A 22903-nucleotide genomic window follows, 5' to 3' on the forward strand; every position below is an offset into this window, starting at 1 on the left:
AGCGAAATAGTATCATGTGCGAGCTTATATCTTCTCGATTATATCGGTGATAGCGTTCTCATCATCGACCAAAACAACAGTCGGCTTATAGTTCTCAAGTTCTTGATCATTGTAGGTTGCATACGCAACGATAATAATTTTATCGCCTTTATGTACTTTTCGCGCCGCAGCACCGTTAAGACAAATATCGCGTTGCCCCCGTTCACCGAGTATAATGTAGGTTGAAAATCGCTCACCGTTATTAATGTTCAAAATTTCCACTTTTTGCCCTACTCGCATTTTGGAAGCTTCCAAAAGCTCTTCGTCAACCGTAATAGAACCCACATAATTGAGGTTGGCATCGGTGACCGTAGCGCGGTGTATTTTACTGTAAAGCATTTCGATCAACATGATTTATCTACCCATCTGCTTCATCATATCAGCCGGTGTGATCGCTGCATCCCATAATTCTTGCGGGATAACATACTCTTGAACCACTTCACCGCCTATAATATGACGATCGATAATTTCATTGATTTTCTCTTTAGTAAGACCTGCATACATCACATGCCCAGGCTCTACAAGCATAATAGGTCCCACATTACAGCGGTTCATGCACGATGTACGAATCGGTTGTACGGTTGCGATCAAACCTTTTTGCATCAAGGTTTGTGCTAAATGCTGAAATAGATCCTGAGTTTGCGGATTGACACAACTCGGTTTTGGCATCCCAGGAGGGGAACTTTGTTCACACTTGAAAATATAAAACGCCGGTTGTGGAAGACCCATCAGCTGCTCCTTATGGATTCGGTGAGTTCATTCACCGGAAAATAATTACGGCATTATAGCCAAATCTTACGAGTGCATATTAAGCTCCCGTAAGCAACTTGTTGGTTTAAATCTCTTTTAACAACTCACGAGCTACAACACGATCATCGAAAGGGAGATGCTGATCATAGATGATCTGGGACGTCTCATCCCCTTTGCCTAGGATCAAAACGACTTCATCACCGCTCCGCTCACGAAGCGCTTGTGCTATTGCACTGCGGCGATTAACATCAACATAAACATTACTTTTGTCTTCAATTCCCGCCAAAATATCTTCGATAATACTATCCGGATCTTCAAAACGGGGATTATCACTAGTAACATAGACTTTTTTGGCATAAGCACTGGCGACTCTCCCCATCATCGGTCGTTTGGTTCGATCACGATCCCCACCCGCACCGAATACCACAAGGACCTCTTTCTCTTTGAGGGCATTAAGGACTTGTTCCATTCCATCGGGAGTATGGGCAAAATCGACAATGACAAGAGGATTTTCACTCACCACTTCCATCCGTCCGCTAACACCGCCAAAGTTCTCAACCGCATCGGCGATTTTCTCTAAACTCTCATTACTGACCAAATGCACAGCAGCCATAGCCGCCGTTATATTGTACAAATTAAAGAAACCGTGCAAGGAGGAGACAAACGGAACATGATCTTCAAAATGTTTTAGAACACCGCTGACTCCGTTATTCAACGAATAGGCTATGATTTTGTAAGTAGCGGGATTTTCCACTCCATACGTAAAAGCGTTTTTGATATTGAACTGTGCTTTGGCCTCATCTTTATTGATAAGTTTCTTTGTCTCATCTTGAAAAAAGAGATTCTTGATACGGGTGTACTCTTCGATGCTCTCGTGATAATCAAGGTGATCTTGGGTGATATTGGTCAAAATTTTAAGACCGAACGTGATTCCAGCAATCCGCTCTTGCTCTATTGCGTGAGAGCTTACTTCCATAATAAAATATTCGCATCCTGCCGCAATCGCGTGAGCCATATGGCGATAGGTGTTAAGTACGCTCGGAGTGGTCAACGTTTTACCCTCTACAGGTGTATCATTCATAAAGAATCCGCGTGTCCCCTGCATCGCCGACTTGTGGCCCAAATCGAGCAGTAAAGAGTAAATAGCACTTGCGGTTGTCGTTTTACCGTTTGTTCCGGTAATTCCGATAACGCATAGTCGGTCCAATCCAAAAATACTCCAGCACTCACTCGGAGTTATAATCGAGTGTGCACCGCGTTCAATCGCATCCTCTTTGTATTTCTCATTTTGCTTCGTCAGTAAAAAAGCGCATTCACTGCCGCAATCACTAGAATTTTCACTAATGTATCGATAAGGCTGGGCTTCAATCTCAATTTTCAATGCTTTTCCCCTTGGCTAAACGTCGTAATAAATTGCGAAGCTGTCGGTCATTCGGATAGACACCGAGGGCACTCTCTAAATAGCTCAGTGCCATCTCTTTGTATCCATGATCGATCAAATTGTCCAGAAAATCGACAAAATCCTCTTTTTCCGTGATAATAACCCGAGTTGAAAACATAATATTTTCAAAAATTCGGTTGAAATCGTTATCATTTTCTACCAACTCTTTGAATTCGGTATACATAATTCCGTCTTCATACGCCAAACGCTGCTTCACGGTCTCATCGAACAGTCCCGAAAGCTGCTCCATTGTCCCATCCATTGTCTCCAAAATCTCAGAGATAATGATGTCCGCCGATTCAGTATCTTCACTTCGTAATATTGTATAGTAATCGAAAAGTGCTTCACCGGCACTCTCGCCGCTCATTGCCATATCTGAGAGGATCGCACCGTTATAGGCTTCTTTAGACTCCGGATAATCTTTAAGCGCTAAAGAATAATCACGCAAAGCCTCAGTATATTGACCCGCCAAAAAATGTTCGTTTGCTTGTTTGAGGGTTTTGGTTAAATTGATTGTTTTCATTCTTACTCCCTCCGCTTTTTATTAATATCGGCACATTCAGACTAAATTATAGTGCGTCGATTTGATGTTCCATACCGTGCGGTACATTGATTACGAGTAATTCCGGATGAATATCCATACGCAACTGACGTTCAACACCGTATTTCAAAGTATTCCCACTGCTTGAGCATCCAATACACGCACCTTGTAGCTGTACATATACTGTACCATTCTTTACACCTAAAAATGCTATATCTCCACCGTCTAATGCAAGACTTGGACGTATTTTATCAATTACATTCCGAACTGGTTGCATCAATTCTTCATCACTAAATGGAATCATGGTTATCGTACCTTTTAAAGCTCAAATATGGCGTTATAGTATAAGAAGTGGACTAAACATGTACTAATGCGAAAAGGGTAGTTTTCGAGTGAAGCTCGATTTAAGGGGTTGATGGGTTATTGAACTCGTTAAACGAGTTCAATGTATGCCATTGGTGTAGCATCACCACGGCGAATACGAGTTTTAACGATACGGGTATACCCGCCGTTACGCTCGGTGTATTTAGGGGCAACTTCGTTAAGAAGCAACTTAGTCGCTTCTTTGTTTTGCAATACAGCAAACACTGCACGGTGAGCATTAGCGTCACCAGCACGTGCAGTTGTAATCAATTTTTCAGCAAATGAACGAAGTTCTTTTGCTTTAATCAACGTAGTTTCGATTTTACCGTGTTCAATCAACGCAATGCTAAGGTTGGTCAACAAAGCTTCACGATGTGCGCTCGTTCGACCTAGCTTGCGGTATCCGTGACGATGTCTCATGATACTTCCTCTTTTATAGTAAGCTTATTCAGCTTCGATTTTCTTTTTGATTGCACCGATGAGATCATCAGCCAAATCTTGCCCGACAGCGTAACCGTATTCAGTGATTTTTTCTAAAATCTCTTCAAACGATTTTTTGCCGAGGTTTTTAACCTCTTTCAAATCATTTTGGCTCATCATAACGATTTCACCGATGTATTTGATGTTTGAGCGATCCAAACAGTTGAAGCTACGTGCGCTTAAACCAAGGTCTTCAATACGTGCACCCAAACGTTTAAGTTCAGGATGTTCATCGCCACGCTCAGTTGCAGCAGGAGCTTTGATACTCACTTCGCTGTTAAATACAGCCATTTGAGCATACATTACTTCCAATGCATTTTTAAACGCGTCTACCGGAGAAATTTGTCCGTCAGTAACGATATTAATAACGACTTTTTCAAAATTCGGGTTGTCTTCAACAAGAACGTTTTCAATTGCATATGTTGCACGGCGAACCGGTGTAAAATACGCATCTAACGCAATGTATCCATCACCCAAGATATCCCGTACATCTTCGCTCGGAGCATATCCGATTCCTTGATGAATTTTAATGCTAAACGTTAACGTCGCATCTTCATTCAATGTTGCCAAGAACGAATTTGGGGTTACCACTTCGACATCGTCATTATCCAAATCACTTCCATTAATTTCACAAGGGCCTGCAAAACTGTAAGTGATCTCTTTCTCTTTAAGACCGTTTTTCAATTTGAAACGGATCCCTTTGAGGTTAATGATGAAATCCGAAATGTCTTCGAGCATACCGCGCACTGAGTCAAACTCATGCTTAGCACCCTCAATTTTAATACCGATCGGTGCGAATCCAACCGAGCTGCTTAGCAAAAAGCGGCGGATCGGATGGGCGAGTGAAACCGCAAATCCGGTTTCAAACGGATAAGCAATTATGTTCGCTTCATTCGCGCTGATTTGCTCGACGACAAACTCTTTCGGAAGAAGCGGTGATGTCTTAATTTTTTTCATGCTGAACGCCCTTTCTTTAATGATTATTTCGAGTAAAGCTCGACGATTAGACGTTCTTCAACAGGAATAACAACCTCTTCACGCTCTGGAAGACGTGTGAAAATACCGAACGCTTTATCTTGATCGATGTCAACCCATGCCGCAAGACCGGTTTGGTTGGTCAACTCAATCGCGCGAACGATTTGGTTGTTCTTTTTACTTTTTTCATGAATTTCCACTTTTTGACCCGGTTTTACACGGTAAGATGGAATATCTACACGTTTTCCGTCAACTAATACGTGACCGTGGTTTACCAATTGGCGTGCAAAACGACGAGTCGTTGCAAATCCCATACGGTAAACAACGTTGTCAAGACGTTGCTCAAGAAGCATTACCAAATTCGTACCGGTGTTACCTGTACGACGTTTTGCTTCACCGAACAATGAACGCATTTGTTTTTCGCTCAAACCGTACATAAACTTCGCTTTTTGTTTTTCACGAAGCTGTGTACCGTATTCAGAAATTTTTGTACGGCGTTGACCGTGTTGGCCAGGTCCATATGGACGTTTGTCAAGGGCACTTTTACCTGCAAGACGACGCTCACCTTTTAGTCCAAGGCTTACACCGAATCTTCTTTCGATTTTTTCTACGGGTCCTCTATATCTTGCCATTGCTAAACTCCTTAGACTCGTCGGCGCTTAGGCGCACGACATCCATTGTGTGGTAGTGGAGTAACGTCTTTCATGAAAGAGACACGTAAACCTTCAATCGCACCAACACTTTTAACTGCTGTTTCACGGCCAGAACCTGGACCTTGAACTTTAATTCCCACTTCTTTAATACCGTGGACCATTGCTTTTTCGAGCGCAGATTCTACTGCTTGTTGCGCAGCAAACGGAGTTGACTTTTTAGAACCTTTGAAACCAAGGGCACCAGCCGAACTCCATGCGATCATATTACCCATTTCATCTGTTACCGTTACAAGGGTATTGTTGAATGAAGCCAAGATATGTACGATACCTCGAGCAATATTCTTCTTTACAATTTTTTTACGGGTTGCTTTTCTTTTTGCCATACTCTAATCCCTTACTTTGTGGCTGAGCCGACGGTTTTCTTTTTACCTTTGCGTGTACGAGCATTGGTTTTGGTTTTTTGACCACGGCATGGGAGACCTTTACGGTGACGAAGACCACGGTAAGAACCAAGATCCATCAACGCTTTAATATCCATAGCAACTTGTTTACGAAGGTCACCCTCTACAGCAATACCGCTGCTTCGGATCTCTTTAGCTAGCGTTGCCGCTTCATCTTCGCTGAGTTCGAATACACGCTTGTTGTAATCGAGCCCTGTAGCATCCAAAATTTTGCGTGAAGTATGTAAACCGATACCATAGATATAAGTTAATGCATACTCCAAACGTTTTTTCTTAGGTAAGTCCACACCAGCAATACGTGCCATGCTTATCCTTGTCTTTGTTTATGTTTTGGGGTTTTGCAGATTACGCGAACAATCCCTTTACGTTTGATGACTTTACAATCATCGCACATTTTCTTCACTGAAGAACGTACTTTCATCGGTAGGCTCCGTTGATTTAAATCACTTGCTTTTCGTAGGTGGGATTGATCACACCAATACTTGTAACTACGATTGAACGCAGTTAGAAACATTCAATTCTATTTGTCCGAAAGGGCAAAGTGGACGCGTATAATACAGTAAATAAGGTTAAATTTTTATTAAGGTGTTAAATAGGAAGTAAGAGGGACGAACCGCAACTATACGATTCGTATCATAAACGGAGACTCTAGCACAGCATCTAATGCTTCAAGTTTGTCCATTAATGCATGGAGTGAACGCTCTGTAGCTTCATGCGTTGCAAACAACAAATGAGCACACTCGGTTTCGGAAGGGCGTTGAATAACCGCTTCAATCGAAATAGATTCATCCGCAAAAAGACTTGTAATTTGTGCCAGAATTCCCGGTTTATCGGAAACACGGAGACGAAGATAGTATTTAGAACGGATATCATCACTATTTTTAAGACGAAGTCCCTCCTCAAGCGGATGATTAAATCCGAGCATCGGAGAGCGTTTTCCCGAGCGGACGATGTCGATAATATTAGCGACTACCGCACTTGCAGTTGCATTGCCGCCTGCTCCCGGTCCGTAATAGAGGGTTTCTCCGACACGATCACCGACAACGCTGATACCGTTCATAACTCCGTCAATTTTAGCGATCATGGCATCTTCATCGACCAATGCGGCATGAACACGAAGTTCTACTTCATCACCCTCGCGTTTTGCAATTCCCAAAAGCTTAATCGTATAACCGAACTCTTTGGCAAAAGCGATATCCGCAGGGGTAATCCCCTCTATCCCCTCAATCAAAATCTCTTCGGGTTTCGCATCAATTCCGTATGCAATGGATGCTAAGATAAGAAGCTTATGCGCCGCATCAAAGCCGCCGATATCAAATGTCGGATCGGCTTCAGCGTACCCTAGAGCCTGTGCTTCGGCCAAAACCTCCTCAAAAGCTACCCCCTCATCCATCATTTTGGTGAGCATAAAGTTACAGGTTCCGTTCATTATCCCCATAATACTCAGGATATGATTTGCGGATAGCCCATCACGCAATGCGGTAATAATCGGAATCCCCCCCGCAACACTCGCTTCAAATTCAAAAGGGATATCTCCGGCAATCTCTTGAAGTTCATAACGGTGGTATGCTAAAAGAGCTTTATTCGCCGTAACTACTGCTTTACCGTTTTGCAGAGCTTTTTTGACAATAGCAAGAGGAAGTTCGACTCCCCCCATCAACTCGACGACAATATCAATTTCGGGATCATCTACGACATCATACGGATTTTGAGAAAGGGAGATGGAGAGATCCGATACTTTTGAAAGATCACGCACTACGGCGCTTTTCACGATGATCTCATCACCCGAACGTGCCGTAATAATGGCTTTATTCTCTTCCAATATCTGTACGACGGCACGACCTACCGTACCGACACCGATTACACCGATACGTGTCACTCGGCGCCCTTGCAGTTGAGCGTACTCAAAAATTGTTTGATATTTTTAGCCGCTTGTCGGATCCGCTTATCATTTTCGATCAGTGCGATACGGACATACTCATCACCGTAATCGCCGAAACCAATCCCCGGAGCAACCGCAACATTCGCTTCGACTAACAAACGTTTTGAAAATTCCAAACTTCCCATATGAATGGCACACTCAGGAATTTTAGCCCAGACAAACATCGATGCTTGATTTCGTCGAATCGGCCATCCGGCACGATTAAAAGCTTCCAAAAGAACATTTTGACGGTGATCGTATTTATCGGTAATCTCTTGGACACACGATTGATCGCCGGTAAGCGCTACGGTAGCAGCAACTTGAATCGGGGTAAACATCCCGTAATCCAACCAGCTTTTGATTTTTTGCAATGCACCGATGAGTTTCGCATTTCCGACAAAGAAACCGACACGCCATCCCGCCATGTTATAACTTTTAGAGAGGGTGAATGCTTCAACCGCAACATCTTTTGCTCCCGGAACCGAGAGGATAGATGGGGTTTTGTATCCGTCAAACGTCAAATCCCCATAGGCAATATCACTGATAATGTAAAAACGCTCACGCTTAGCCATCTCGACAAGACGGACATAAAACTCCGGTGTTACCGTCGCCGTAGTCGGATTATGAGGAAAATTTACGACTACATATTTAGGCTTTGGAAAAGAGACATGAAAGGCTTCTTCCAAACGCTCGAAAAAGAGGTCTTCATCGACTTTGTAATCTTCATCAAACGGAAGTTTCATTTTCTGAACATTCCCGCCCGCTAAAATAAACCCGTATGAATGGATCGGATAGGTAGGATCAGGGACAACGACGACATCACCCGGATTGGTGATGGCATAAGCTAGATGAGCATACCCCTCTTTAGAACCCATGGTGGCTACCGCTTCGGTATCGGGATCAAGATCAACGTCATAACGGCGTTTATACCAATCACAAATCGCTTGGCGAAGTTTCGGGATCCCTTTTGAGACCGAATATCCGTGGGTTTTGGTTTTTTCTGCCGATTCAACCAGTTTTTTTCGGATATGTTCAGGGGTATCACCGTCAGGATTTCCCATGCTGAAATCGATAACATCTGCACCTGAGCGTCTACGTGCCATTTTCAGTTCATTTACTTCGGCAAATACATATTTTGGAAGGCGTTTAATCCGGTCAAATTGGATTTCATCAAACATGGCTACAACCTGTGATTAAAAAATTGCGCCATTTTAACATAAGAGGCTTAGTTTAACTATAATACGCTCACTTATCGTCCGGGGCTCATCGACTCAATCCACATCCCCTCTTTTAAAACTTTCATCCCTTGCGCGTTGGAAATTTTAAGATAATAGGCACCTTTGGGAAGTTCAAACTCCAGCTCCTCTTTGGCCTCTAAGGAGCGAAAGGAGGACAAAAGAGACATGGAGACATCCAAAACGCACACATCCGGATACCATTTTCCGGCATAGGGGGGTTCAATACGGATGTGTTGTCCCTCTTCGACACGAAACCACTGGGCAACATTCACCCTCTTCAACTCTACCCCCTCATCGCTCCCCAGCAATGGAATATTCCAACGTGCACTTTGGGTATCCAATACCATCACCAGAATATTTTTCTCCAAATGTGCTTTCTCAATCCGTATCCCTTGCTCTTTTAAATTTTCACTTAAGGCAGCGGGATTAAATATTTTGTTACCGATTGCGGAACCACTCAGCTCACCTCTATTTTTTTGAACATCCAGCGTATCAATTTCCAATTTATACCCTATTGCATTAAATGCCTGAGTTATGGTTCGTACGCTTACCGTAGGCTCGCCTGTAAAAGAGATATGTGAGTTAATAGATACCCCAAAAAGGAGAAGTGGGGTACAAAAAAGAGAGAAAATATGTTTCATTCTAACTGGATTACCAGTTTTTTCCGCCGTTTCGTTCAATAAATTCTTGTTGGGTAATTTGTTTCAAAGCCCCTTTTTCACACACAAAGTGGACGGTATTTTTATCATTAAGAAGTGTTTTGCCCTCAAGAAATTCAATCTCGATTCTTCCGTGTCCCAATACAATCAGCCAACTTTTTGTACTATCGATGATAATAGGGTCTCCCGTAATCTTTTGAACTCTTGCGCCGCTTGAGAGATCGATCATCCCGTACCATACTTTATACTTCGGATGGATAATAAGCTGCTTCGACGAAGCGACAGACTGTGCAGGTATAAGTGCAGGAACGACACTACTTTGGTTTGCTTCCGGACTTACTACTGTAGCGGTTGCATTTGTCTCATTGTTTTCTGTTCCATTGATATCTTTAATCTCATCCGCAACTTCTACCGCCGATGTTGTAAGATTCATAACCTCTTCACTCGGTTCCGTTGACATTTTGCCTTGTAAAAAATATCCGCCTGCCATCAAAATAATGATTAAAATCATCCCTGCCAGCACCCATTTAGGCTTTGAATTGGATGGTGATTGTAATATTACCGATTGCTTTGGAACAAGCATCTCCGCATTATTTCGACAAAAGTCCGTGTATTCTTCTTTAATACCGCTAAGATCAATGTCGTATTCACGCTCTAAGATTGATATGTAGCCCATGAACTGGACACGCCCTATTTCACTGTAAGATTTGGTCATGACCAACTCTACTTTATCACGAGAAATATGGGTTCGCTCATGAATTTTCTCTGTCCCCAGAGCCTGTAAATCTTCGAACGTGTTACATTGTTTCATCTCATTCTCTCCATTAATATTGCGCCGGCAACACCGACATTTAAAGAATCAAAATCATGTGCCATAGGGATAGAAACACCGACATCGAGGCTCTTTTGCACTCTGCCGCTAAGCCCCTCTCCCTCATTACCCAAAACTAAAACCCGCTTTGCGGCAAAAGTTGTTTCACGCACATCTACTCCGTCCATAACAGCACCGTACACCTGAAATCCTGATTGCTTCAGTTCATGTAGCACATCATGGATATTATGAACGATGACCAACGGCATATCAAGTGCGGCACCGCTACTGGTTCGGATCATTGCCTCTAAATTCGGCTCTTTAATACCGCTGATAACCAGCGCCTGAACCCCTAGAGCATACGCACTACGAATAAGTGATCCGATATTTCCCATATCGGTAATAGAGCTCAGCACCACGATAAAATCACATTTTTTGAGAAAAGGAGAGGCATACGGGACTACCTGTGAAATCTCGGCAATAAAACCTTGATGATTCCCCCCCTTGACCATCGATTGTGCCGCTATTTCAGGGATACGTTTAATCTCAAATCCCATTTTCATGAGGGCTGAGTACTCTTTTTTATCGACCTCTTTTGCCAAATAAAGAACTTTGATACGTTCTCTGTGACGTTCTATTGCGTAATAAACCGGTTGTTTTCCATAAATAAGCATGAAGTATTATATCCTAAGATTGTAAGAGGCGCGTATAGCACTCTTTGGGATTTTCGCCGGTAATCTTGGCGATCAGTTTGGAGGCCACTTTTTTTGGGATATCGAGGGAGAGGATATCTTGTTCGCTCAACGATGAACCTTTGGTCTCAGAGGCTTCGATCACCACAACCCACTCTCCTCGTATCTCTTTTTCCATTTGAGGAATCAGTTCGGAGGCAACGCCGCGAAAAAATCGCTGATACCGCTTCGTCAGCTCTTTGGCCAAAAAGATTTGACGTTGTGGAACCGCAACGGAGAGTTCCGAGAGTAATTTATCAAGACGTTTCGGTGACTCATACAGTATCGTTGTGTATCCGTTAAAGAGTGCTTCTTGAAGCGCCGATGCTCTGTCATTCCCCTTATGGGGCAAAAAGCCGAAGAAAAGCATTTTTGTCTCCACAAATCCGCTGGCGACAAAAGCGGTCAATGCCGCATTTGCCCCCGGCAAAATATCATAAGCAATACCCTGATTCAAACAATAGCGTACCAGCATCTGCCCCGGATCGCTAATCCCCGGCATTCCTGCATCACTCACATAGACTACATTAGCATTAAAAAATTCTGGGGTGAGTTTAGCAATAAATTCAGCCTCATTGTGTGAATGAAGACTCAAAAACTGGGGCTCGGTAGTCGTAAGATTATGACGCTCTTTGAGCAAATGGATCAGTTTTTTGGTGACACGGGTATCTTCGCATAGGATAATATCGGCAGTGGATAAAACATCAAGAGAACGGAGTGAGATATCAGAAATATTTCCGATAGGAGTGGGGACGAGGCTTAGCATAAGAGTGCTCGGTTTCTGCCCCCAAAGAGGCAAAGGTTTAGATTACGAATTAAGTGCGTAACGTTTTTTGAATTTATCGATACGTCCTGCAGTATCTACTTGACGCTCAGAACCGGTATAAAACGGATGACATGCGCTGCAGATATCAACACGGATTGTATCTTTAATGCTGGTTGTTGTGAAAGTATTGCCGCATGCGCAGCTTGCAGTGCACTCTACAACGTTCGGGTGAAGATCTTTTTTCATAGTTTTGCCTTGTGATCGACGGCGTTGTACGTCGGTCTGTATAGTTTTATATCCGTACGGGGGCGGATAATTGGAGGCGAATTATAACGAAAAAATTATTTTTTTACAATAACCGTGATGCAATCGCCACCGCCGCCGTTTCAGAGCGCAAAATCATCGGCGAAGGGAACAGACGAACGCGATAGTCGCTAAACAATTTGCGCTCAGACTCATCAAATCCCCCCTCGCATCCGATCACGACCGTATCGATCACCTCATCACGCCCTAAAGATTCTCCACCAAAGTCAAAAATCACCGATTCGGGATTGTTTTTTAAAAAAGTAGTTACATTAGGGGTCTCACACAGTTCAATCACCGAAGTTCGACCGCACTGCATAATTGAACTCTCCATAATACGCTCAAAGCGCTCAAAATCGAGACGAAAATTTTGCTGTGATCGGCGGCAATGGATAAAGGTGATTTTGTGAACTCCCAGTTCGGTAAGCATCGGCAAGGTTTTTTCAATCGTCTTCGGATCAACTAAGCACCATCCGATATGAAGGCGACGTTCATTTTCACACGGTGCACTATGATGGCTTTGTAATGAAAAATAGGCATTGCGCCCATCGGTTCGCTCTAACCGATAACGATACTCTTCACCCAAACGTTCACGTGAGCGAAAAGCGATTAAATCCCCCGCTTTGTGACGTCGTACTTTAATTAAGTACTTATAATCATCACCGCTAACACTTAATTCATTCGTACCGACATCATTGTGCAGTAAAAATTTCATTGTAGAATCATCCAAAAAGTGATCGCAATCAATAAACTGATCTCAATGCCCAAGAAACGAAACGCTTTTTTCTTATACTCACTAAACGCCCCCTCTTGAGTAATGTCGGTTTTACGTTTAAGCGTTTTGTACCGTTTTGCTTCAAGTATGATCATGATAATGGCGATAGCAATCATGGCAACATTGGCAAAGGTAAAATGAAGGTGTTTCGCCGCCATCATCACCGCACCCGTAAAAAGGATCAAAGCGATCAATGAGCCTGAGATCGGCATCACAATCCGCATCCGTTTAGAATAGCGGATAAGATGATGAGAGAGGGATAACATCACGATGTTAAACACAACTACTCCCATCAACACAATAACCCCGAAGTAGTGGATATTAAGTCCGGTTGTATACATAGCTTCCATAAAGGGGATTTTACCTTAAATTGCCTATAATCACTCCCTAAATCACTTCCCAATGATTGAACATTTAATGCATTGAGGAAGGATATACCCAAGGAGAAGCAATGGCAATCAGCGTAGAAGAGGCACTCAATCTGGTTTATACCCTCAGCTTGCCTACACAAAGTGAGATAGTACCGATCGAAAACGGTATCCACCGTGTCCTCTGTGAGAGCATTATCGCTTCCCATTCTCTCCCCTCTTTTGATAACTCCGCAATGGACGGCTATGCGGTGCGGGTTGAAGATGCGGGTAAAACACTAAAACAATTATGTGTGATTTTTGCCGGCAATCCTGACGATGTTTGGATGGTAGAAGATCAATGCATTCGTATTATGACGGGTGCCAAAATCCCGCATGGGTGTGAAGCGATCATCCCTATCGAAGACGTAGTCGTTAGCGCTGATCAAATCACTCTCCCCTCATCCATAAAACCCTCACAACATATTCGTCTAAAAGGGGAAGACATTCAAGCCGGGATGACATTGCTGGAGGAGGGGACGATGCTGCATGCCCATCATATCTCTCTCCTCGCCTCACAGGGGATCACCCATGTCAGAGTCTACCGCCGTCCCCGTGTTGCCCTCTTCTCCTCAGGAAATGAGCTCAAAATGCATTATGAACCGCTAGGGGCCAATCAGCTTTACAATACCAATACCCCTACGTTTGCCGCACGTGCGCAAGAGCTGGGGTGTGATGTCATCTTTGCCGGAACGGCATCGGATTCCCTTGAGTCGATCCGTGAACATATTGAACGCTCTTTGAACGCTGATTTGATTATTACCTCAGGAGGAGTCAGCGTCGGAGATGCCGATTTTACCAAAGAGGCTTTTCAAACCCTTGGCTTCGAGAGTGGTTTTGAATCGGTAGACATTAAACCCGGTAAACCGACTGTATTCGGACGTATCGGCAATACCGTTATCCTGAATCTTCCGGGCAATCCCCTCGCGGCAGCTTTGTGTTTCGAGGTGTTCGGTCAAAGTGCTATTTTAGCACTGAGCGGCCGTGCGGATAAATATCTCTCAACCATCACAACAAAAATGGCTGAACCTTTTAAAATGAAAAAGGGGAGACGTTCCCTCATACCGGGATGGTTTGATGGTTCCTCTTTTACCCCTAGTGAAAAATTCGGTCCGGGGATGGTCTTGCCGCTTTCACGTGCCAACGCATTTATGATGGTGGATGCGAGTGTGGAGGGGTTTGAAAAAGATGATGTCATCAAAATTATTCCGACACGCTGGTGCATGAGTTCAGAGAAACAAAGTTCTCTGATAACACTTTAAACGCTTACGGGATTGACGAACGTCTCTCCCGCTAAAACTTTTTCCCACAGCTGTGGGTCGCTCCACCCTTGGCGTACTTCATCGCTAAACTGGATATCTTCCAGTTTAATCAGTCCCATCAGTTCGGAATAGGCGTCTTCTCGAAAGCACTGCGCGTATCCCGTCTCGGTTTCATGAACGATGATACTGCTAAGGCGTACCATTTTTTCGCCGTTGACCATCTTGGTAAACCATACGAGTTTGTCAATCATAACAAACATGACACGGCTAAATTGCTCGCAAGAGGGGGAAACCGGAAGCACCGCCCAACGATTCGAATGAGCCTTCATCGCTTCAATATACTCTGCCTCATCTCCATCCCAAATAGCTACGGCATGATCGAAACTATCAATCAGTTCTTTGATCCCCTGCTTCATCAATCCGAAATCATAGACCATCTGACCGTGATCCAAATAAGCCGATTCAAACAATACTTCGACTTTATACGAGTGTCCGTGAATCGAGGCTCGACACCGTTGAGTGGAGCACCCTCGCACAACATGGGCATTTTCAAATTTAAATAATTTACGAATTATCATAATCTACCTTAGCATTTTGAGGTCACAAAATGTGACCTCAAGTGTTATACGTATTATACACCGTGATTTTGATCCCATATTCGTATATGAAGACGATCGGAATAAATAAATCCGCGTCGTTTGCACAGCTCGATCACCGCTTCGCAGTTCGCTTCGATATGGGCTTTATCACCCCCTAGCGGCATACAATAAACGGGTGTGAAAGGGTGAGGGGCGATGATAGCATCAATCTCCTCTTCCATATGTGAGCCAAGAGAAGGCTCATCCACACTGAATTTAAAAAAACTCTCTTTGGTGTTAGCGATAATTGCACCGTAGACCTCCGGTTTGACCCGACGCTCATACGGCTCGCCGCTGTTGGAGAGTTTGACAGAGAGGGCATAGGTCGCCTCACGGTAAAACGGAAAACGCTCAAAATCAGGGGCAATCGTTGCATTCGTTTCAAACGTTACCCGATGCCCTTGTGAGATCAGATACTCGATAAATTCGACAAAAATCGGCTCATTCGCATAGATAAGCGGTTCACCGCCCGTAAGGACTATATCAACGTTATGAGGGAGACGATAACCGTTCATAATCCAAATGAGGCTTTGGAGTTCTTCGATCTCCATCCACAGCTCTCCGAATCCTTTGCGATCCACTGCGTAGACCGTATCGCATCCGAGCACTTCTCGCCCATCAGGGGTGATTTCAGTGCAGCCGAATCCCTCACATTTGAGATTGCACCCTCCGAAGCGAAAAAAGAGCGATGGTGTACCTACGTATTTTCCCTCACCTTGTACCGAATAAAAATGCTCAACCAGATACAGCATCTTTATCCCCCCGTCTCATAAAACGCGCGGCTGGAGCGTTCAGAATCCTCTTCATTCCAACGGTTCTTTTCCGGCTTGGTACGAATTACCTCTTTGAGGACTAATGCCGCCTCTTTAATGTCGCCTCGTCGTACCGCGTCACGGATCGACATCGCTTCATCAAAATACAAACACGGGATCAAGTTCCCCTCTGCCGTGAGGCGTATACGGTTGCATTTTGTACAGAAGTCATCTTTATGCGGTTCGATAATCCCAAACTCATATCCATCGTCAAGTTTGTAGTAATGAGACGGCGAATGTCCGTCAAATCCCTCATCACTGAACTGATAACGGCTTCCGATAATACTAAGCAATTCAGGGCTTTGCATCCCTTTTATATCGACCTCGGCATGGACGTTTTCCATATATTCGATAAACCGAACCACCATGCCGCGGCTTTTGCAGTATTCCAAAACATCAAGCACTTCGATATCATTCAGCCCTTTCATCGGAACCATATTGACTTTGACTTTTAGTCCGACGCGCAATGCCTCTTCTACCCCTTCAAGCACTTGACGCAAAACATCTTTTTTAGCAATGGTTTCTGCAATCTCCGGTTTGAGCGAATCTATGGATACATTAAGACGGCGAAGGCCGGCATCATAGAGTTTTTGAGCGTGACCTTTGAGTAAAAAAGCATTGGTGGTCATCGCGAGATCGATATCGTTTTTATAGTCATAAATCATTTTAATGAATTTATCGAGGTCTTCACGAAGCAACGGTTCGCCACCGGTAATACGGATTTTTTTGACCCCTTCGTCTATGGCTACTTTAATAAATTCAAACAGCTCTTCAAAGCTGAGAAGATTTTCTTTCGGTACCCAGGAAAAAGGTTTTTCGGGCATGCAATACTGACATCTAAAATTGCACCGTTCCGTTACTGAAACACGCAAATAATCAACGGTTCTGCCATAACTATCTATTAACACGACTATCCTTGAAAAATCCTAGTATCAGGAGCAATGCGCGATAGTATCTAAAAGTTGTTTGGAGTTTTATTTATCGGAAGAATTAGACGAGGGAAATCCCCATAGGGGATAACTTTTTACCAGCCGCGAACGACTGCGTGACATGCCGTACAAGCATTCACGATTTCTGAATACGATTGGCTTGCTTTTGAATACTCTTTTTTATCAAGAGCTTTCAACAAGTCAGCTGAAGCACTGTCAATACGTTTAGCCGCATTAAAAGCGATATTGCTCATATGCTGTTTATCTTTTGGAAGATATTTTTTGCTCGCATCCACATTGTGAAAAAGGGCATTTGCTTTATGAATTTCACTTACACCTGATTTAATCAATGCAGGAGCATTATAAAGAAATCCTTTTTGAACATTGTTCAAACCGTTTTCCATTTGGCTCATATTTACAGCCAATGTTTCATCGGCCATTACACCGGCACTAAGGAGTGCCGATAATGCTAGAATTTTAACCATTTTCATCCATTACTCCTTAGTGAACTTCTGACCAGATTTTACGTTTCCACAAATAAGCCAAGATTGCAAATACAAACGTATAGAGCATTACCCAGATACCAAGGCTCTCACGCTCAGCTTTTTTCGAATCACCGATCTCTTCCATATAGGCTATTACTTCTTCTTGCGCTTTTTCGGTCAAACCGACACGTGGCATAGAAGTACCGTGAAGCAATACTTGAGGATCATTGACAAAACTGTGTAGATAGTGCTCACCGCGACTTTTAATGTACTGAGACAAGTCAGGAGGTGTTGCACCCATATACGCTTTTAAGTTATCTTTAGGCGTTGTCGCTTGGATTCCCGCATATTTCATATCGTGACAACGTCCGCATGCTGCTTCAAATGTCGCTTTATTGGTCTCTTTGCCTTCTGTTACTTTTGGAGTAACCGATTGCAAATAGGCAACGATATCCATAATCTCTTGCGGAGACATCCAGTTATATGCCGGCATCGGGAATTGTTTACCACTTTCAGGGGTATATTTACCTTCCAAATGCATTGCGCTTACCGGATCAAAGATAAAGTTAGCCAAATAGTTTTTGTCGTAAATTCGGCCTGAACTGCTCAAATCCGGTGGAACAACACCGTATGAAGCCGCAGCGTCTGCGTTTGGCATAATTGCAGGATAACCTGCTTTATCAATTGCATGACACGCGATACAGTTCGCTTCAACAAGCACTTTTCCGTTTTCAGCATTCCCTGCAAGGGTTGTATCGACGTTTTTAAGTGTTTTAAAACTGAAATCCGCCGGAGCGACTTCAGGATGCATAATGTGGTGAGCGTAAGGCTCAATACCGTAATAGGTAATGCCGACAAGAGCGGCAATAACTGCTAAAATTTTAAACTCTTTCATTATTTGCCCCCCACTTTTTTAGCTTCTGCTTTGGTAATAAACGGCAATGCTATAAACAATGCCAAAAAGGTCATTGATGAAGCGAAACCTACCCATGCATTTGCACCGGTCGGAGGCAATTTACCATACACTGTTAAGACAATTAAATCGGCCATTAAGAACCAGAACCAATATTTAAAATAAGGGCGTTGATTCGCCGGTTTAACCATAGGAGAACGATCCAACCAAGGCAATACAAGGAAAATAGCATTCGCAAAACCAAACGCCATCAATCCTAAATCTTTACCTGAAACACCTGCGATTTCAAAGAAGAATCCGCGTAATACTTCATAGCTCCACAAGAAATACCACTCAGGGTAAATATGTGCCGGAGTTTTAAGGCCGTCGGCTTTATCAAAGTTAACAGGGTCCATTGCAAAGTTGTAATGGAAGAAAACCAAATAGAAAAAGAACAACATAAAGAAACCGAGAACAAAGAAATCTTTTGACAAGAATACCGGCCAGAAAGGGACAACTTTAGACTCTTTTTTGTTACCTGCAAGGTATTTTTTCGCTTCTTCGTCGAAATCGAAAAACTCACCCTCTTCGTTATTAACGTGTGGAAAACGTAGCGCATAAAAGTGGAATACGATCGCACCGATAATCGCCAACGGAATCAACAATACGTGAAGCATAAAGAAACGGGTCAACGTTGAATCGGAAACATAGAAGTTACCGCGAATCCAAACAACCAGTTCATCACCGATAACCGGAATACCGCCGAAAATCTCGGTAATAACGTATGCTGCCCAATATGACATTTGTCCCCATGGAAGCATGTATCCGCTGAACCCTTCTGCAGAGAAAAGCATGAACAAGAGCATACCTGAGACCCAAATCATCTCACGCCCTTTTTTATAAGAGCCGTAATAGATTCCGGTAAACATGTGAATGTAGATTACCAAGAAAACAACCGAAGCACCCACAGCATGGATATGTCGGAACAGCCAACCGTACGCTACTTCTTGCATAATCGTGTAGTTAACACTGTCAAACGCCATGTTAACGTCTGGTTTGTAATACATCAAAAGGAAAATCCCTGATACTACCAAGAACGTAAACAACACGGTTAAAAGAACACCCATTGCCCACAAGAAGTTAATATTTTTCGGAATCCAATACTCTGTCATCATCACTTTTACAAAGTTAACAACACCTAAACGTTGGTCAAACCACTCGAGCATCGAGTCTGCTTTTTTAAATTCTGCCATCTTATGCTCCTCCTGCTTTCGCCATCATCGCTTTGTACTCAGGACCTTCTTCACCCAAAACAAGCGTTACACCGTCAAGTTTAAACGGCGGAATATCCAATGGTCGCGGTGGAGGGCCGAATTTTTGAACACCTGAATCGGTGAATTCTCCTCCATGACAGGCGCATTTAAAATCGTGCTGATCCGCACGATAAGCCGGAATACAGCCAAGATGGGTACAAAGACCGATCATAACTGAAAAATAGTGATCACCGATTTTGACACTGCGGCCATCCGTCGGTTTCATATCTGCGGTGTATTTAAGGATAAACACCGGTTTCCCACGCCATACGGCGATTTCTAGTTTATTGGCTTCTAAGCCTGACACGTCTACCGTTGTAAAACCGGCGGACATGACGCTAGGGAGCGGATCCCATGTCTTCTTCATCGCGATGAGCGAGGCAATACCCCCGACAGCAGCGACTGCACCAAAGGCTTTACCGATAAACCCTCTTCTGCTTTCATCCATCATTGTCATCTCACTTAAGTTGGAAATTTAACTCCCTATCATAAGTTAAAAAGGTTTAAGTTTCTATAAATTGAAACTTTTACTTATGAATTCGATTACTTCAGTGTTACTATTTATAATTTTTTGATAACTATTTGATGAAGATATTCTTATGGCTTGCATAAGCTGTTCTTGGTTGTATCCATCGACAATCGGAATACTTAACATCGTAAATAACGGAATAAAATTTCTTTCATAATCAGGACGTTGTAAGAAAATCGGCTTTCCGCCGCCGACTAAGTTTTGAAGTGCCGCCATCGGGGAAGCGGTGACTAAAATCTCACTTTGTCGAATCACTTTATCGTAAGCTTCACACTCATGAATGTGAGAAAAACTCTCTTTAAGAGAAGTTTCATATCCTAAGAAATGGTAAAAGCCCATCAATAGTTCCATATTGAACGATTTAAAGAGTTCTTGGTTTTTTTCCAAATCCTTCTCATAGTCATCATCACCGAAAAAGAGGGCCATCGGAATCGTTTTAGGGAGCGGTTCAAAATAACGTTTATCGACAACTACTGCGTTACAAATTCCCTCACCATTCAAATACGGTGAAATCAAAAGCTCTTTAGGGTGTTTGATATCGCTAGGATCATCACTAATGCGAATAAATGAGGGGAAAAATTGGGTCATATCATCCAAAAGAGTCGGATTGATCTCGGCTGAGTCAAAAATCATTCGATCACCATGATGCGCGATTTGAGGAATATTACGGACAAGATCCACACCGACGGAACGTTTTATACCGTACTCTTTTGCTTCTGCCGCAATCCGAAAATCAGAACAAAGCAGCGTGATGTCGATCTTTTTTTGAAGCTCATTCATTATGGCAACAGCACGATGAAAACGGTCAAGCCCGATGCGGTGCCCCGTGTGGACGTAGTAAAAATATCTCATTTTTTTCCTGCCATTTTAATGTAAATATGTAATATATCCAACGCAGCGGGCGTCATTCCGCTGATCTGCGATGCCGCCTGCAAGGTGGGTGGATTAAAGGTATTCAGTTTGCTCACGATCTCGTTAGAGAGTCCTGAGACAGATGAAAAATCAAAATTTTCCGGAATGGCAATATGGAGCATCTTCGACATCCGCTCGATATCGTCGCTTTGTTTTTCGACATAACGGGCGTATTTGGCTTCGATCAAAATCTGCTCTTGGATATAGGGGTCAAGCTCTGCGAAACTCGGGATCAGTTTAACCAATTTATCAAGCTCAAAACTTTTGCGTGAAACGAGTTGTGTAGCGGTGAGCTTATCGGTGATATGCTCCTCGCCGATAGAGGCTAAAAATGCCAAAAACTCTTTGTTTGGTGTATAAATCGTCTCTTCGAGAAGTTTTAACCCTTCCGCAATTTGGATACGTTTTGTCTCGATCCGCTCCATCTGAGCATCATCGATGAGCCCCAGAGCGTGACCGTAGCGTCCCAAACGCAAATCGGCCGTCTCTTCGCGGAGCAACAAGCGATATTCGGCGCGGGAGGTGAACATACGGTACGGCTCTTTCGTCCCTTTGGTGACCAAATCATCGATCAAAACCCCGATGTAGGCTTCATCACGACGCAAGATGAGCGGCTCTTTCCCTTGAAGTGAGAGTGCGGCATTGATCCCCGCCATCATCCCCTGTGCCGCGGCTTCTTCGTACCCTGTTGTCCCGTTGAGCTGTCCGGCACAGTAGAGATTTTTGACTTTTTTTGTCTCCAACGTGTGTTTAAGCTCAGTCGGATCGACGTAATCGTACTCGATTGCATACCCGTAACGGACGATTTTCGCATTCTCCATCCCCTGTACGGAGTGGATCATAGAACGCTGTACATCAGGTGGGAGCGAGGTGGACATACCGTTGATGTAGCACTCGGTATTTTCCGCACTTTGGGGTTCGATAAAGAGATGGTGACGCTCTTTGTCACGGAAACGGTTGATCTTATCCTCGATACTCGGACAATAACGCGGCCCTACCCCCTCGATCTGTCCCGTAAAAAGGGGAGCACGGTGAAAGTTCCCCTCGATGAGGGCGTGAGTATCTTCGTTGGTGTAGGCGATATAGCAAGGGAGCTGTTTTTTGGTACGAGCGAACTCGTGCCGATCGGTGCGGAAGCTAAACGGATTAGGAAGTTCGTCGCCGTCTTGAATCTCCATGACACTAAAATCGATGGATGAGCTATCTATTCGGGGACACGTCCCTGTTTTGAGCCGTCCGACATTTAACCCAGCCGCGCGAAGGGAATCGGTAAGTCCTTTGGCGGGAAACTCGCCGAAACGACCTGATTCCTGAGTGATCTCCCCGATATGGACGACACCGTTTAAGAACGTCCCCGTCGTCAAAATTACCTTCTTGGCTCGATACTCGTTGAGCAGATGGGTGCGGACGCCTACAACAGAGCCCTCTTCGACGATAAGAGCCGTAACCGTCTCTTGGATCAACGACATGTTAGGGGTGGTGAGGATTTTATTGCGGGCGAGGATACGGTATCGATCCATATCGATCTGCGCACGGCTTCCGCGAACGGCGGGGCCTTTGGTGATATTGAGAATACGAAACTGGATTCCCGCTTCATCGGTCAGCAATCCCATCTCTCCGCCGAGGGCATCGAGTTCACGAACCAAGTGCCCTTTAGCAAGTCCACCGACGGCAGGGTTACAGCTCGTAGCACCTACTTGTTCCGCTAAAATAGAGACCATCAGGGTATTTTGTCCCATGCGTGCCGAGGCGAGTGCGGCTTCGATTCCGGCGTGTCCTCCGCCGACGACGATAACGTCATAGTTCATTATTACTTC

At 43.9% G+C, this 22903-nt stretch carries 30 protein-coding genes; 1 reads left to right on the top strand and 29 read right to left on the bottom strand.

What is annotated here, in order from left to right:
- Positions 1-24: 24 nt before the first annotated feature.
- The 20 genes from panD to Q8O20_RS08335 form a co-directional block, all read right to left on the bottom strand.
- A complete protein-coding gene (gene panD, locus Q8O20_RS08240; RefSeq protein ID WP_294894083.1) occupies positions 25-390 on the bottom strand; it encodes an aspartate 1-decarboxylase in 366 nt (121 codons plus the stop codon).
- Between the two features lie 3 nt (positions 391-393).
- Positions 394-768 (bottom strand): ferredoxin, encoded by a 375-nt coding sequence (locus Q8O20_RS08245; RefSeq protein ID WP_304741870.1) that lies wholly within the window; start codon positions 766-768, stop codon positions 394-396.
- 106 nt (positions 769-874) lie between these two features.
- On the bottom strand, positions 875-2170 hold the full coding sequence (locus Q8O20_RS08250) for a UDP-N-acetylmuramoyl-L-alanyl-D-glutamate--2,6-diaminopimelate ligase (RefSeq protein ID WP_305530771.1): 1296 nt from the start codon (positions 2168-2170) through the stop codon (positions 875-877).
- A complete protein-coding gene (locus Q8O20_RS08255; protein ID WP_304741874.1) occupies positions 2160-2753 on the bottom strand; it encodes a hypothetical protein in 594 nt (197 codons plus the stop codon). Before Q8O20_RS08255 ends, Q8O20_RS08250 begins: the two co-directional genes overlap by 11 nt.
- 46 nt (positions 2754-2799) lie before the next feature.
- Positions 2800-3075 (bottom strand): NifU family protein, encoded by a 276-nt coding sequence (locus tag Q8O20_RS08260; protein ID WP_304741876.1) that lies wholly within the window; start codon positions 3073-3075, stop codon positions 2800-2802.
- A gap of 128 nt (positions 3076-3203) precedes the next feature.
- Positions 3204-3554: a 50S ribosomal protein L17 gene (gene rplQ, locus Q8O20_RS08265; RefSeq protein ID WP_294894092.1), complete on the bottom strand. Its 351-nt coding sequence runs from the start codon at positions 3552-3554 to the stop codon at positions 3204-3206.
- 24 nt (positions 3555-3578) lie between these two features.
- The gene (locus Q8O20_RS08270) at positions 3579-4571 is read right to left on the bottom strand and encodes a DNA-directed RNA polymerase subunit alpha (RefSeq protein ID WP_304741879.1); all 993 of its coding nucleotides are present in this window, start codon (positions 4569-4571) and stop codon (positions 3579-3581) included.
- A gap of 23 nt (positions 4572-4594) precedes the next feature.
- Positions 4595-5221 carry a 30S ribosomal protein S4 gene (gene rpsD / locus Q8O20_RS08275; RefSeq protein WP_013461151.1) on the bottom strand — a complete coding sequence of 209 codons (627 nt, stop codon included), beginning with the start codon at positions 5219-5221 and terminating at the stop codon, positions 4595-4597.
- Positions 5222-5232: 11 nt separating this feature from the next.
- On the bottom strand, positions 5233-5625 hold the full coding sequence (gene rpsK / locus Q8O20_RS08280) for a 30S ribosomal protein S11 (RefSeq protein ID WP_015654589.1): 393 nt from the start codon (positions 5623-5625) through the stop codon (positions 5233-5235).
- Between the two features lie 11 nt (positions 5626-5636).
- On the bottom strand, positions 5637-6008 hold the full coding sequence (gene rpsM / locus Q8O20_RS08285) for a 30S ribosomal protein S13 (protein WP_299804420.1): 372 nt from the start codon (positions 6006-6008) through the stop codon (positions 5637-5639).
- A 2-nt stretch (positions 6009-6010) separates the two neighbouring features.
- The gene (rpmJ, locus tag Q8O20_RS08290) at positions 6011-6124 is read right to left on the bottom strand and encodes a 50S ribosomal protein L36 (RefSeq protein WP_013461154.1); all 114 of its coding nucleotides are present in this window, start codon (positions 6122-6124) and stop codon (positions 6011-6013) included.
- Positions 6125-6322: 198 nt separating this feature from the next.
- A complete protein-coding gene (locus Q8O20_RS08295; protein WP_305530772.1) occupies positions 6323-7582 on the bottom strand; it encodes a homoserine dehydrogenase in 1260 nt (419 codons plus the stop codon).
- Positions 7579-8802 carry an LL-diaminopimelate aminotransferase gene (locus Q8O20_RS08300; protein WP_304741886.1) on the bottom strand — a complete coding sequence of 408 codons (1224 nt, stop codon included), beginning with the start codon at positions 8800-8802 and terminating at the stop codon, positions 7579-7581. Before Q8O20_RS08300 ends, Q8O20_RS08295 begins: the two co-directional genes overlap by 4 nt.
- A 71-nt stretch (positions 8803-8873) precedes the next feature.
- Positions 8874-9503, bottom strand: a complete 630-nt coding sequence (locus tag Q8O20_RS08305; RefSeq protein WP_305530773.1) for a hypothetical protein — start codon at positions 9501-9503, stop codon at positions 8874-8876.
- Positions 9504-9513: 10 nt separating this feature from the next.
- Positions 9514-10332, bottom strand: a complete 819-nt coding sequence (locus Q8O20_RS08310; RefSeq protein WP_305530774.1) for a hypothetical protein — start codon at positions 10330-10332, stop codon at positions 9514-9516.
- A complete protein-coding gene (gene rlmB, locus Q8O20_RS08315; RefSeq protein ID WP_305530775.1) occupies positions 10329-11006 on the bottom strand; it encodes a 23S rRNA (guanosine(2251)-2'-O)-methyltransferase RlmB in 678 nt (225 codons plus the stop codon). The genes Q8O20_RS08310 and rlmB overlap by 4 nt, the downstream gene beginning before the upstream one ends.
- Positions 11007-11019: 13 nt before the next feature.
- Complete coding sequence (gene rsmI / locus Q8O20_RS08320) at positions 11020-11829, bottom strand: 16S rRNA (cytidine(1402)-2'-O)-methyltransferase (RefSeq protein ID WP_305530776.1); 810 nt, start codon at positions 11827-11829, stop codon at positions 11020-11022.
- 42 nt (positions 11830-11871) lie between these two features.
- Positions 11872-12075, bottom strand: coding sequence for a 50S ribosomal protein L31 (gene rpmE, locus Q8O20_RS08325; RefSeq protein ID WP_299805213.1), 204 nt, complete (start codon positions 12073-12075; stop codon positions 11872-11874).
- A gap of 103 nt (positions 12076-12178) precedes the next feature.
- Positions 12179-12847, bottom strand: coding sequence for a 16S rRNA (uracil(1498)-N(3))-methyltransferase (locus Q8O20_RS08330; RefSeq protein WP_305530777.1), 669 nt, complete (start codon positions 12845-12847; stop codon positions 12179-12181).
- Positions 12844-13257, bottom strand: coding sequence for a hypothetical protein (locus Q8O20_RS08335; RefSeq protein ID WP_305530778.1), 414 nt, complete (start codon positions 13255-13257; stop codon positions 12844-12846). Before Q8O20_RS08335 ends, Q8O20_RS08330 begins: the two co-directional genes overlap by 4 nt.
- 101 nt (positions 13258-13358) lie before the next feature.
- On the opposite strand from Q8O20_RS08335, the gene glp reads away from it, so the two are divergent.
- On the top strand, positions 13359-14576 hold the full coding sequence (gene glp / locus Q8O20_RS08340) for a gephyrin-like molybdotransferase Glp (RefSeq protein ID WP_305530779.1): 1218 nt from the start codon (positions 13359-13361) through the stop codon (positions 14574-14576).
- On the opposite strand, the gene Q8O20_RS08345 is transcribed toward glp, so the two are convergent.
- The 9 genes from Q8O20_RS08345 to mnmG all read right to left on the bottom strand — a co-directional run bounded on the left by Q8O20_RS08345 (position 14573) and on the right by mnmG (position 22894).
- Positions 14573-15154, bottom strand: a complete 582-nt coding sequence (locus Q8O20_RS08345; RefSeq protein ID WP_305530780.1) for a 6-carboxytetrahydropterin synthase — start codon at positions 15152-15154, stop codon at positions 14573-14575. The two genes, glp and Q8O20_RS08345, sit on opposite strands and share 4 nt — an antisense overlap.
- A gap of 53 nt (positions 15155-15207) precedes the next feature.
- Positions 15208-15966, bottom strand: a complete 759-nt coding sequence (locus tag Q8O20_RS08350; protein ID WP_305530781.1) for a 7-carboxy-7-deazaguanine synthase QueE — start codon at positions 15964-15966, stop codon at positions 15208-15210.
- A gap of 2 nt (positions 15967-15968) precedes the next feature.
- The gene (gene moaA / locus Q8O20_RS08355; protein WP_305530782.1) at positions 15969-16934 is read right to left on the bottom strand and encodes a GTP 3',8-cyclase MoaA; all 966 of its coding nucleotides are present in this window, start codon (positions 16932-16934) and stop codon (positions 15969-15971) included.
- Between the two features lie 116 nt (positions 16935-17050).
- Positions 17051-17446, bottom strand: coding sequence for a hypothetical protein (locus tag Q8O20_RS08360; protein WP_305530783.1), 396 nt, complete (start codon positions 17444-17446; stop codon positions 17051-17053).
- Between the two features lie 10 nt (positions 17447-17456).
- On the bottom strand, positions 17457-18335 hold the full coding sequence (locus tag Q8O20_RS08365) for a c-type cytochrome (RefSeq protein WP_304740430.1): 879 nt from the start codon (positions 18333-18335) through the stop codon (positions 17457-17459).
- Positions 18335-19585, bottom strand: coding sequence for a cytochrome bc complex cytochrome b subunit (locus Q8O20_RS08370; protein WP_304740432.1), 1251 nt, complete (start codon positions 19583-19585; stop codon positions 18335-18337). Before Q8O20_RS08370 ends, Q8O20_RS08365 begins: the two co-directional genes overlap by 1 nt.
- 1 nt (position 19586) lies before the next feature.
- Positions 19587-20096 carry a ubiquinol-cytochrome c reductase iron-sulfur subunit gene (petA, locus tag Q8O20_RS08375; protein ID WP_305530784.1) on the bottom strand — a complete coding sequence of 170 codons (510 nt, stop codon included), beginning with the start codon at positions 20094-20096 and terminating at the stop codon, positions 19587-19589.
- Positions 20097-20156: 60 nt separating this feature from the next.
- Entirely contained in the window at positions 20157-21026 is an 870-nt protein-coding gene (locus tag Q8O20_RS08380; RefSeq protein WP_305530785.1) for a hypothetical protein, read from the bottom strand.
- The gene (gene mnmG / locus Q8O20_RS08385; RefSeq protein WP_305530786.1) at positions 21023-22894 is read right to left on the bottom strand and encodes a tRNA uridine-5-carboxymethylaminomethyl(34) synthesis enzyme MnmG; all 1872 of its coding nucleotides are present in this window, start codon (positions 22892-22894) and stop codon (positions 21023-21025) included. The genes Q8O20_RS08380 and mnmG overlap by 4 nt, the downstream gene beginning before the upstream one ends.
- Positions 22895-22903: the final 9 nt, after the last annotated feature.

The sequence above is a fragment of the Sulfuricurvum sp. genome (assembly GCF_030691015.1).
Lineage (GTDB): Bacteria > Campylobacterota > Campylobacteria > Campylobacterales > Sulfurimonadaceae > Sulfuricurvum.